The following is an 11,390-nucleotide window of genomic DNA, read 5'->3' on the forward strand; positions in this document are numbered from 1 at the left end:
CTCGGCCTCGAACCGCCCCGGGTCGACGCTGTAGCGCTCGCCGTCGGCCAGGCACCAGGAAGCGGCTGCCGGTCTCCTCGTCCACGGTCTGGTAGCCGCTTGCCGCCCGTGTCACGGCACGCTCGGGCGTGCCGTCTCGCCTGCGCTGGCTCTCGCTGATAAAGACCTCCTGCATGCGACTGCCATCGTCGCTGAAGGACTCGGTATAGGCGGTACGTCCGCCGCCGAAGTCCTGGAAGCGACCCGGTGCCAGGGCGGTAAAGTCCAGCCTGCTGCGCTGGTCTTCGAGCATCACGGCATTGTGCAGCGCGCCGGCGGGGGTCAGCCACAGGCTACACAGTCCCACCAGCACCGCGACCAGGGTCGCCGGTACCAGGCTGACCTGCAGCAGCCGCGCGGGGCTGGTACCGCAGGCGACCAGCACGGTGATCTCGCTGTTCAGGTAGAGCTGCCCATAAGCGAGCAGTATGCCGAGAAAGAACGCCAGCGGCAGGATCAGCTCGAGAAAACCCGGCAGATGGAACAGCATGAGGTTGCCGAGAATGCTGGCGGGAATGTCTCCCTCCGCCGCATCGGCAAAATAGCGGATGAAGCGGCTACCCATGATGACCAGCAGAAGGACACCGGCAACCGCGGCCATCGTCAGCAGAATCTCGCGGGTCAGGTAACGAAAAATGATCATGCAGCCGTCTTCCATGCAATGGCGCCATGCCTTGAGTACACTGGGGTGACTCGGCAATGGCCTGGAGCCGTGCCGGCATTATCCAGAATCCCCCTTCGCTTGTCTTGTGGAGTCACAATGGAATTCCCAGTTCAGACGGCTAATCCCGCCAAGGCCGAAACGGCCTGCCTCGTGGTACCGGTGTTCAAGGACGGCGACCTGCTGCCCACCGCCGCCAAGCTCGACGATGCCAGCGAGCGGTTGATCGGGCAGCTGATCGAGCGCGGAGACTTCGATGCCAAGCCGGGCAGCGTCCAGCTGGTGCCATTTGCCCCAGGCCTGGGCGCCGACCGCCTGATGCTGGTGGGTCTGGGCGAGCGCAACAAGTGCCACGAGCGGGCATTCATCAAGGCGCTGGACGCTGCCTTCACCGCCCTGGCCGGCCTGCCGGTGGAGGATGTGGCGGTGGCCTTCACCGACGTCCCGGTGCCCGACCGTGCCTGCGACTGGAAGGCGCGCATGGTGGCCGAATCCGCTCACCGTGCCGTCTACCGCTTCAACGAGTTCAAGTCGGAGCCGACACCGGTACCCAGGCTGAACCGTATCACGCTTCTGGTCAGCGAAGGTGGCAACGCTGCTGCGGCCCGGGAAGGCGCCCGTATCGGTGACGCCGTCGGCCAGGGCGTTGCCCTCACCCGCACCCTGGGCAACCTGCCGGGCAACGTCTGCACGCCGAGCTACCTGGCCAAGCAAGCCGAGTCGATGGGCAAGAACTCCGGCGGTGCGCTCTCGGTCGAGATCCTCGACGAAGCGGCATTGGAAGCGCTGGGCGCCAACAGCCTCCTCTCCGTTGGCCGCGGCAGTGAAGAACCTACGCGACTGATCGTGATGAAATACCAGGGCGCCGCGAATCCCGATGAAGCCCCCCACGTGCTGGTGGGCAAGGGGATCACCTTCGATACCGGTGGCATATCGCTCAAGCCCGGCGAGTCCATGGACGAGATGAAGTTCGACATGTGCGGCGCGGCCAGCGTGTTCGGCACCGCCAAGGCGGTCCTGGCGATCAAGCCCAAACTCAACCTGGTCTTCATCGTCGCCGCCGCCGAGAACATGCCCGATGGCCGTGCCACCAAGCCCGGCGATATCATCAAGACCCTCAAGGGGCTGACGGTCGAGGTGCTCAACACCGACGCCGAGGGCCGCCTGGTACTGTGCGATGCCCTCACCTACGCCGAGCGCTTCGAGCCGGCCAGTGTGGTCGACATCGCCACCCTCACCGGGGCGGCCATCATCGCCCTGGGCCACCACGCCACAGGCCTGCTCTCCAACGACGACGACCTGGCGCTGGACCTGCTGGACGCCGGCGAGGCCGCCTGGGACCGTGCCTGGCACATGCCGCTGTGGGAGGAGTACCTGGAGCAGCTCGATTCCAACTTCGCCGATCTGGCCAATATCGGTGGCCGCCCGGCCGGCACCATCACTGCCGCCTGCTTCCTCTCGCGCTTCGCCGACAAGTTCCCCTGGGCGCACCTGGACATCGCAGGCACCGCCTGGACCTCGGGCAAGCAGAAGGGGGCCAGCGGTCGCCCGGTGGGTCTGTTGACCCAGTACCTGCTGGACCGGGAAGCGGATGCCCGCGTCGAGATAGGCGACAATTGAGTCAAGAGGGTTGCCATCGCGCTCGGCAACCTTTACATCTGAACCATTAGACAACCCATCGAGCCGGCGCACACCGGCTCGATGTTCCTGTATCGCCCCCTGGCAGCGGCCGAAGGCCATCCCAGGGACTGCGGAGACCCTTTGCCGTGCCCACTGCAAGCTTTGACCTACGACCCAACGCCACCCCCACGGCGACACCGATCCGTGAGGATATCCTCAAGAACCCCGGCTTCGGTCGCTACTTCACCGATCACATGGCACATGTACGCTGGACGCGGGACGCTGGCTGGCACGGCCGCGAAGTCCGTCCCTACGGCCCGCTGACGCTGGACCCCGCGGCGGCCGTGCTGCACTACGGCCAGGAGATCTTCGAGGGCATCAAGGCGTACCGTCACGCCGACGGCTCGATCTGGACCTTCCGCCCGGAAAAGAATGCCGAGCGTTTTCGTCGCAGTGCCCGTCGCCTGGCTTTGCCGGAGCTTTCCGACGAGGATTTCGTCGGCTCGCTCAAGGCACTGCTGGCCCAGGACCAGGGTTGGGTACCGACCCCCTCCAGCGAGGCCGACGAATCGAGCCTCTACCTGCGCCCCTTCATGATCGCCAGTGAAACCTTCCTTGGGGTACGCCCCGCCCACGAGGTCGACTACTACGTCATCGCCTCACCCGCGGCAGCCTACTTCAAGGGCGGCGTGGAGCCCGTCTCGATCTGGCTCTCCTCCCACTACAAGCGCGCCGCACCGGGCGGCACCGGCTTTGCCAAGTGCGGTGGCAACTATGCCGCTTCGCTGGCGGCGCAGAAGGAAGCCGAAACCCACGGCTGCGGCCAGGTCGCCTTCCTCGATGCACGGGAGAACAAGTGGATCGAGGAGCTGGGTGGCATGAACCTGTTCTTCGTCTACAGCGACGGCCGCCTGGTCACGCCGAAGCTCACCGACACCATCCTCGAGGGCGTGACCCGCGACTCGGTGCTGACCCTGGCCCGGGACGAAGGCCTGTCCCCCGAGGAGTGCCCGATCAGCATCGACGAGTGGCGCGAGGGCGCCGCTTCCGGCGAGATCACCGAGGTCTTCGCCTGCGGCACCGCCGCGGTGATCACCCCGGTGGGCGAGCTGGTCACCGAAGAGGATCGTATCCGGCTGACTGCCGGCAGCGGCAACCCCATTGCCAAGCGCCTGCGCACCAAGCTGCTCGACCTCCAGTACGGTCGCGCGGAAGATACGCACGGGTGGCTGACCCAGCTCGTCTGACCAAACGGGGATTCCTTGCTGCGCCAGGGGCCGGCCACCGCCTCGCGAGGCGGTCGGGAAAAGCCCGAAGAGGAGGACAGGAATCCACGCTTCGTTAACGACATTCGAGTCCGGCACCCTTGACGAGGGGCGTCGGGGACAGGGTGAAGAGGAGGTCATTCGCCATGGATGACGAATGTAGCGCCCAGGGATGGGTTCACAGCGCCTCCTCGTAACCCTGTCGCCGAGAAAGCCCCTCAGCCACCCAGGTCTGCGAGTTCCCATGACCCAGGTAGACTTTTACATTCTCCCCGACACTACCCTCGAGGCACGCCTCGGCTTCGCCTGCCGCCTGGCCGAGACCATCGCCGGCAAGGGCTATCGCCTGCACCTGCACGCCGAGGATGAGGCCATGGCCCGGGACCTCGACGACAGGCTGTGGACCTTCCGCCCCGATGCCTACCTCCCCCATGCGTTGTTGGGCAGCGAAATGGCCGAGAGCGTGGCGGTGACCATCGGCTGGGAGCATCCCCCCGAGCCGGTTCACGAGGTACCCATGGCGATGCTCAACCTCGACCCTGGCATCCCTGAATGGTTCTCGCGTTTCGAGCGGGTCGCCGAGATCATCAACCAGCATCAGCAGGTGCTCACCGCCAAGCGTGAATGCTGGCAGACCTACAAGCAGCGCGGCTACCCGGTGAAGGCACATCAACTCAAGGGGTGAACCCTGCCCCAAGGGTTGCGGGAAGCTGCTTATACCGGGGCTGATCCGGCGGCAGGCCTGCGAGGAGGCGCTGTGAACCCATCCCTGGGCGCTACTTTTGCCTTCCCTGGCAAAAGACCTCCTCTTCGGCCTGCCCCCGGCGCCCCTCTGAAGTGTTATCGCGCCCGGCTGACGCCAAGTGCCTCATCGCGCTATAATCGAGCCCATTTTTCGCACTCTCTTCGATGACGTCTCTGCCGTCGGCCCAGCCGACCGGCGGCCACCATTTCTGGACCCGGAACGCCCCATGGACAAGACCTACCAACCTGAGCAGATCGAATCCCGCTGGTACGAGCGCTGGGAGGCCGACGGCCGCTTCGCCCCCTCGGGCGAGGGCGAGCCCTACTCCATCATGATCCCGCCGCCCAACGTCACCGGCAGCCTGCACATGGGGCACGCCTTCCAGGACACCATCATGGACACCTTGATCCGCTGGCGGCGGATGCAGGGCCACAATACCCTGTGGCAGGTGGGCACCGACCACGCCGGCATCGCGACACAAATGTTGGTGGAGCGCAAGGTTGCCGCCGAGGAAGGCAAGACACGCCACGATCTGGGCCGCGACGCCTTTATCGACAAGGTATGGGAGTGGAAGCACGAGTCCGGCGACCACATCACCCGCCAGCTGCGCCGCATGGGCGCCAGCGTCGACTGGAGCCGCGAGCGCTTCACCATGGACGATGGCTTCTACAAGGCGGTGCAGGAAACCTTCGTGCGCCTCTATGAAGAGGACCTGATCTACCGTGGCAAGCGCCTGGTCAACTGGGACCCGACCCTGCACACGGCGATCTCGGACCTCGAAGTGGAGAACCGCGATCAGCAAGGCAGCTTCTGGCACTTCCGCTATCCGCTGGCCGACGGCGTCACCACCGACGCGGGCCTCGGCTACCTGGTCGTCGCCACCACCCGTCCCGAGACTATGCTGGGCGACACCGGGGTAGCGGTGAATCCCGAGGACCCCCGCTACGCCTCGCTGGTGGGCAAGTTCATCGAGCTGCCCCTGGTCGGCCGCCGCATTCCCATCGTCGCCGACGAACATGCCGACATGGAGAAGGGCTCGGGCTGCGTGAAGATCACCCCGGCCCACGACTTCAACGACTACGAGGTGGGCCGCCGCCAGGACCTGCCGCTGATCAACGTCTTCACCCAGGATGCCGCGATCCTGCCCCAGGCGGAAGCTTCGACATCCAGGCCGCCCGCTGCCTGACATCGACCCAAGCCTGCCCCAGGCCTACGCCGGGCTCGACCGCTTCGAGGCGCGCAAGCGGATCGTCGCCGACATGGAGGCCGCCGGCCTGCTCGAGCAGATCGAGACGGTCAACAACACCCTGCCCTACGGCGATCGCTCCGGCGACGTCATCGAGCCGCTACTCACCGATCAGTGGTTCGTGTCTGTGGAGAGCCTCGCCAAACCGGCCATCGAGGCGGTGGAGAAGGGCGATATCCAGTTCGTGCCCAAGAACTACGAGAACATGTACTTCGCCTGGATGCGCGACCTGCAGGACTGGTGCATCTCGCGCCAACTGTGGTGGGGCCACCGCATCCCCGCCTGGTACGACGTGGACGGCAACGTCTTCGTGGCCCGCAATGAGGTGGAGGCCACCCGCGACTACCTGGTCGAACTGGCCCACTTCATCGAGCATGAGCAGGGCGATTTCGACACAGCCATGCGCCTGCGTGGCTTCAACCAGCTGCTCGGCGGCACTACCGAGTTGACCGCCGACGCGCTGACGACCATGGAGAAGCTGGGCTTGCCGCGCCTGACCCAGGACGAGGACGTGCTCGACACCTGGTTCAGCTCGGGGCTGTGGACCTTCGGCACCCTGGGCTGGCCCAAGCAGACCCCGGAGCTGGCGACCTTCCATCCCTCCAGCGTGCTGGTCACCGGCTTCGACATCATCTTCTTCTGGGTCGCACGGATGATCATGCTCACCCTGAAGTTCACCGGCGAGGTGCCGTTCAAGCAGGTCTACGTCCACGGACTGGTGCGCGACAGCCAGGGCCAGAAGATGTCCAAGTCCAAGGGCAACGTGCTCGACCCCATCGACCTGATCGACGGTATCGAGCTGGAAACCCTGGTGGAGAAGCGCACCGGCAACATGATGCAGCCGCAGAAGGCCAAGGCGATTGCCAAGGCCACCCGGGCCGAGTTCCCCGAGGGCATCGAGCCCCACGGCACCGACGCGCTGCGCTTCACCTTCCTCTCCCAGGCCACCACCGGACGCGATATCAAGTTCGACATGGGCCGCCTGGACGGCTACCGCAACTTCTGCAACAAGCTATGGAACGCCTCGCGCTATGTGCTGATGAACGCCGAAGGCGAGGATTGCGGAGCGGCCGGTGGCGATATCGAGCTGTCGCTGGCCGACCGCTGGATCGTCTCGCGGCTGCAGCAGACCGAGACCCAGGTGACGAAGGCAATGGAGGAGTTCCGCTTCGACCACGCCTCACAGGCGCTCTACGACTTCGTCTGGAACGAGTACTGCGACTGGTACCTGGAGCTCTCCAAGCCGGTGCTGTGGGACGAGTCCGCCGCCGCCAGCGCCAAGCGCGGTACCCGGCGCACACTGGTTCGCGTACTGGAGGCGATCCTGCGCCTCGCCCACCCGATGATGCCCTATATCTCCGAGGAGATCTGGCAGCGCGTGGCGCCACTGGCCGGCAAGGCGACAGGCGACGGCAGTGACTCGATCATGAACCAGCCCTGGCCCGTGGCCGAGCAGGAGAAGATCGACGAGCAGGCAACCCGCGACATCGAATGGCTCAAGGGCGTGATTGTGGCGGTGCGCAACATCCGCGCCGAGATGAACATCGCTCCGGGCAAGCCGCTCGATGTGCTGCTGACCAAGGGCAGCGCTGCCGACCAGGCACGCCTTACGGCCAACCGCCGGTTCCTGGCGAAGCTGGCCAAGCTGGAGAGCATTACCTGGCTCGACAACCCGGATGAGGCGCCGCTCTCGGCCACACAGCTCGTCGGCGAGATGGAGGTGTTGGTGCCCATGGCCGACCTGATCGACAAGGATGCCGAACTGGCGCGCCTGGCCCGTGAGATCGACAAGCAGGACAAGCTGATCGGCGGCATCGAGAAGAAGCTTTCCAACGAGAGCTTCGTCGCCAAGGCACCCGACGCCGTGGTCGACAAGGAGCGTGGCAAGCTGGCCGACTTCCAGACCGCCCGCCGGCTCCTGGTCGAACAGCGCGACAAGATCGCCGCGCTCTGATGTAGCGGCCCGCAACCGCCGCGCTCCAGGAGCGCGGCCATTTTGGAGTCTGCGGATATGCCTCGGGACAACCGATCTGGCAGCGACGCCAAGGCGCCCTTTCCCGGCTCGCTGGGAGAGGGGCTGACGCTGGAGGCGATCCGCCCGCTCTTTCCGCTCTTCGAGCACGCCAGTACCGGTGCCATTTCGGTGGATGCCGAGGCGCGGCTCACCTGGATCAACGACAGCTACTGTCGGCTGCTGGGCATCGAGGACCCTGCCAGCGCCATCGGTCGACCGGTCGCGGAGGTCGTTCCCCATACGCGCATGCATGAAGTGGTGCGTAACGGCCGCCCTATCCTGCTCGACATCATGGAATTCGAGGACCGCCAGCTGGTGGTGATGCGGCTGCCGCTGCACGACCGGGAGAGCGGCGAGGTCAGCGGCGCCGTGGCCTTCATCGTCTTCGACGACCTGGAACCCCTCACCCCGCTGATCGGCAAGTATCGACGCCTGCAGCAAGACCTGGCAGTGGCTCGTCGTGCCCTGGCCAAGCGTGGCGCTCGCTACGACATGGGTGACTTCATCGGCGCCAGCCCCTCCGTACTGGAGGTCAAGCGTCGAGCCCGGCTGGCCGCCGCACGCGGCACGCCGGTGCTGTTGCTGGGCGAGACGGGGACCGGCAAGGAGGTGCTGGCCCAGGCCATTCATGCGCCTCGCCCCGCGGCGACCTGCCCTTCGTTGCCGTCAACGTGGCGGCCGTGCCCGAGAACCTGCTGGAAGCGGAGTTCTTCGGCGTCGTCCCGGGAGCGTTTACCGGCGCCGACCGACGTCCCCGCCAGGCAAGTTCCAGCTTGCCAATGGGGGCACCCTCTTCCTCGATGAAGTGGGCGACATGCCGCTGGCCGTTCAGGCCAAGCTGCTGCGGGCCCTGCAGGAGGGCGAGGTGGAGCCGCTGGGCTCCAACGAGGTCAAGCGGGTGGATGTGCGCGTGATCGCCGCCACCAGCTGTGACCTGGAGGCCATGGTGTCCGAAGGCAGCTTCCGCTCCGACCTCTATTACCGGCTCAACGTGCTGCGCATTCGCGTGCCTCCACTGCGCGAGCGACTGGCGGACCTGGGTATCCTCTGTGAAACCATCCTCGGCAAGCTGGCCATGGAAAGCGGCGAGTCCCGGGCCGAGATCACCGCCGAGGCGGTGGCGTTGCTGCACCAGCATGACTGGCCGGGCAATATTCGTGAGTTGCGCAATACCCTGGAGCAGACGCTGGCACTCAACGAAGCGTGCAGCGTGATCGACGTGCCTGAGCTCCTGGCAGCCCTTCCCTACCAACCTCGTGACCTGCAGCCCCGCACGGCAGTCGCCCCCATCCGGGCCCTGGCCGAGGTGGTGGCCGAAGCCGAGCGAACCGCCCTGCATAACGCCCTGGATGCATGCCGCGGCAACAAGTCCCGAGCGGCCAGGCTACTGGGCATCCCGCGCTCGGTCCTCTACGAGAAGCTCTCCAGACTGTCCGAAAAACCAGACAGTTGACCGGATTCACAGACATACTTTACTGCGACAAAGGTCGACTATTGTCCGAATAGCCGGACATTCCATTATGCCCGCGGCTCTCCACGCTCGCTAAATCACTGTTTTTTAAAGACTTTTCAGAACTGGCATGAAGCATGCAACAACATGGGGCAAGCACCATCTCCAGGAGCCTGTCGAGGACAGGCTCCTGGGTGGTGTCATAAAGCCGCCTGCCTGCGGCAAAGACAAGAAAACCATCGCAGACCAACAACGTTGTTCCACAGTCGTTGCACTGAAAAATAACGTACAAGGAGCCTTCATGCCGTTCATTCCGACTCTTGCCACTCGCATCCGCCCGGTCACCCTCGGTGTCGCCACTGCCGCACTGCTGATGGGTGCTGCCGGCGCCAACTCCGCCGAGGCACAGGAGAGTGTGCGCTGGCAGGTACCCATCGCCTTCCCGTCACACCTGGTCGGCCTCAGCACCCCCGTGCGCTATCTCAGCGAAACGCTGGACGCGGTGTCCGGCGGCAATATCAATCTGCGTTACTACGAGCCGGGCGAGTTGATCCCGCCGTTCGAGATTCTCGATGCCGTCTCCGAAGGCCGCTATCCGGCCGGCTTCACCTGGGTCGGCTATGACCAGGGCAGCATTCCATCGCTGCCGCTGTTCGCCGGCGCCCCCTTCGGCATGGAGCCGCCCGCCTATCTGGCCTGGCACTATTTCGGCGGCGGTGCCGAGCTGCTCGAGGAGATCTACGAGCCGTACAACGTCAAGCCGCTGCTGTGCAGCATGATCGGCCCCGAGGCTGCCGGCTGGTTCGCGGAACCGCTTGAGGATCTGGAGCAGATCGACGGCCTGCGCATTCGCTTCGCCGGTATCGGCGGACGCGTCATGGAGCGCCTGGGCGCCTCGGTGACCATGATCCCCGGCGGCGAGCTCTACCAGGCCATGGAGCGTGGCACCATCGACGCCATGGAGTTCTCCGCTCCAGCCGTGGATCGCATCCTCGGTATGCAGGAGATCGTCAACAACTATGTACTGCCGGGCTGGCATCAGACCTTCACCACCGCCCACCTGCTGATCAACCAGGAGAGCTGGGATGCGCTGGAGCCACAAACCCGCGCTACCATCGACATGGGCTGCCGTGCCGCCACGCTCTTTGGTTACTCCGAAAGCGAGATGGAAAACCCCAAGGCCCTGCGTGACTTCGAAGAAGAAGGCGTCAACGCCCAGGTGCTGTCCGACGAAATCCTCGGTGAGCTGCGCCGCGTGACCAACGAGGTCCAGGCCGAGATCGCCGCCGAGGACGAGATGTTCGGACGCGTCCTGGAGAGTCAGCAGGATTTCATGAAGGTTCACGGCAATTGGCACGTCAAGGGCCACCTGCCGCGTTCCTACTACGCGCCGGAAGAGATCGGCCAGCAGTAAGCTGTCCGGTACCTGCCTGCAGTTTGCCGGCCGCCGCCTACGGGCGGCGGCCGGCCTCCGTTCCCTGTCTTCCCAGCTTGCCTTGACTAGCCACGGAGTCATCCATGAGTACTCACGATTCCGCACCCGGAGCTCCGGCACCCGAGGCACTCCTGCCCAGGCTCTGCCCACCAACCGGCTGAGCCATGCGCTCGACACCGCCATTGCGGTGATCGGCAAGACGCTCTCCTGGCTGTGGATCGCCACCCTGGCCGTCGTGCTGACCAATGTCTTCAGCCGCTTCATCCTCGGCCGCGGTTCCATTGCCCTGGAAGAGATGTCCTGGCACCTGTTCGGCGCCACCATGATCCTGACCCTTTCCTATGCCGTGGTCACCGATGACCATGTGCGCGTGGACGTGCTGCGCGAGAAGTTCTCGCTGCGCTTCCAGGCCTGGGTCGAACTGCTCGGCATCGTCCTGCTGATGCTGCCGATCCTCTACTTCATGATCGACAACCTCATCGAGTACGCCTACCGCTCCTTCGACCGCGGTGAGCGCTCCCAGGCACCCAGCGGGCTGCCCTATCGCTTCATCATCAAGAGCACGCTGCCCATCGGCATGACCCTGATCGCCATCGCGCTCTCGTCGCGGGCCCTGCGCTGCTGCACCTACCTCTTCCACTTTCCTCGGGAGCTGCACCTGCGTCGCCCGACCGACTTTCGCTAACGGGGATCATTATGGGTCTCGAAGAATTACTCGTCATCGGCATGTTCGCCGGTTTCATGGGGCTGCTGCTGATCGGCTTCCCCGTGGCCTGGTCGTTGGCCGGCATCGGTTTTGTGTTCGCCATCATCGGCCATGTGCTGGTCGAGCACATGGGCGCCGATCTCTGGTTCTCCTGGGGCGGTACCATCGGCGTGCTCGACCGCCGGCTCTACGGCATCGTCGCCAATGAG

At 65.1% G+C, this 11,390-nt stretch carries 8 protein-coding genes and 3 pseudogenes; 10 read left to right on the top strand and 1 reads right to left on the bottom strand.

The features are described from left to right. Nucleotides 1-682 (bottom strand): annotated as a pseudogene (locus tag Q427_RS07270) (LptF/LptG family permease); the annotation flags it as partial. 117 nt (nt 683-799) lie between these two features. On the opposite strand from Q427_RS07270, the gene Q427_RS07275 reads away from it, so the two are divergent. From Q427_RS07275 to Q427_RS07310, 10 genes and pseudogenes are all read left to right on the top strand, one after another. Then, nucleotides 800-2,320, top strand: coding sequence for a leucyl aminopeptidase (locus tag Q427_RS07275; protein WP_043512434.1), 1,521 nt, complete (start codon nt 800-802; stop codon nt 2,318-2,320). Between the two features lie 146 nt (nt 2,321-2,466). Beyond that, entirely contained in the window at nt 2,467-3,567 is a 1,101-nt protein-coding gene (locus tag Q427_RS07280) for a branched-chain amino acid aminotransferase (protein ID WP_043512437.1), read from the top strand. Nucleotides 3,568-3,829: 262 nt separating this feature from the next. Beyond that, on the top strand, nt 3,830-4,270 hold the full coding sequence (locus Q427_RS07285; protein ID WP_043512438.1) for a DNA polymerase III subunit chi: 441 nt from the start codon (nt 3,830-3,832) through the stop codon (nt 4,268-4,270). Nucleotides 4,271-4,556: 286 nt separating this feature from the next. Continuing rightward, entirely contained in the window at nt 4,557-5,516 is a 960-nt protein-coding gene (locus Q427_RS35160; protein ID WP_081785873.1) for a class I tRNA ligase family protein, read from the top strand. After that, on the top strand, nt 5,461-7,530 hold the full coding sequence (locus Q427_RS07290) for a valine--tRNA ligase (RefSeq protein WP_081785874.1): 2,070 nt from the start codon (nt 5,461-5,463) through the stop codon (nt 7,528-7,530). The genes Q427_RS35160 and Q427_RS07290 overlap by 56 nt, the downstream gene beginning before the upstream one ends. 57 nt (nt 7,531-7,587) lie before the next feature. Next, nucleotides 7,588-8,504, top strand: a pseudogene (locus Q427_RS07295) (sigma 54-interacting transcriptional regulator). Continuing rightward, a complete protein-coding gene (locus Q427_RS35165) occupies nt 8,405-9,043 on the top strand; it encodes a sigma 54-interacting transcriptional regulator (RefSeq protein WP_269321203.1) in 639 nt (212 codons plus the stop codon). The pseudogene Q427_RS07295 and the gene Q427_RS35165 overlap by 100 nt, the downstream one beginning before the upstream one ends. 298 nt (nt 9,044-9,341) lie before the next feature. Beyond that, complete coding sequence (locus Q427_RS07300) at nt 9,342-10,454, top strand: TRAP transporter substrate-binding protein (RefSeq protein ID WP_155833477.1); 1,113 nt, start codon at nt 9,342-9,344, stop codon at nt 10,452-10,454. A gap of 82 nt (nt 10,455-10,536) precedes the next feature. Beyond that, entirely contained in the window at nt 10,537-11,160 is a 624-nt protein-coding gene (locus tag Q427_RS07305) for a TRAP transporter small permease subunit (RefSeq protein ID WP_231613508.1), read from the top strand. Between the two features lie 11 nt (nt 11,161-11,171). After that, a pseudogene (locus tag Q427_RS07310) lies at nt 11,172-11,390 on the top strand (C4-dicarboxylate ABC transporter); the annotation flags it as partial.

This window comes from Halomonas sp. BC04 (assembly GCF_000568385.1).

Excerpts from the sequence above, each read along its gene's own strand:
- Q427_RS07275 (WP_043512434.1), top strand. The coding sequence starts at position 800 with ATGGAATTCCCAGTTCAGACGGCTAATCCCGCCAAGGCCGAAACGGCC.
- Q427_RS07285 (WP_043512438.1), top strand. The coding sequence starts at position 3,830 with ATGACCCAGGTAGACTTTTACATTCTCCCCGACACTACCCTCGAGGCA.
- Q427_RS35160 (WP_081785873.1), top strand. The coding sequence starts at position 4,557 with ATGGACAAGACCTACCAACCTGAGCAGATCGAATCCCGCTGGTACGAG.
- Q427_RS07290 (WP_081785874.1), top strand. The coding sequence starts at position 5,461 with ATGCCGCGATCCTGCCCCAGGCGGAAGCTTCGACATCCAGGCCGCCCG.
- Q427_RS35165 (WP_269321203.1), top strand. The coding sequence starts at position 8,405 with ATGCCGCTGGCCGTTCAGGCCAAGCTGCTGCGGGCCCTGCAGGAGGGC.
- Q427_RS07300 (WP_155833477.1), top strand. The coding sequence starts at position 9,342 with ATGCCGTTCATTCCGACTCTTGCCACTCGCATCCGCCCGGTCACCCTC.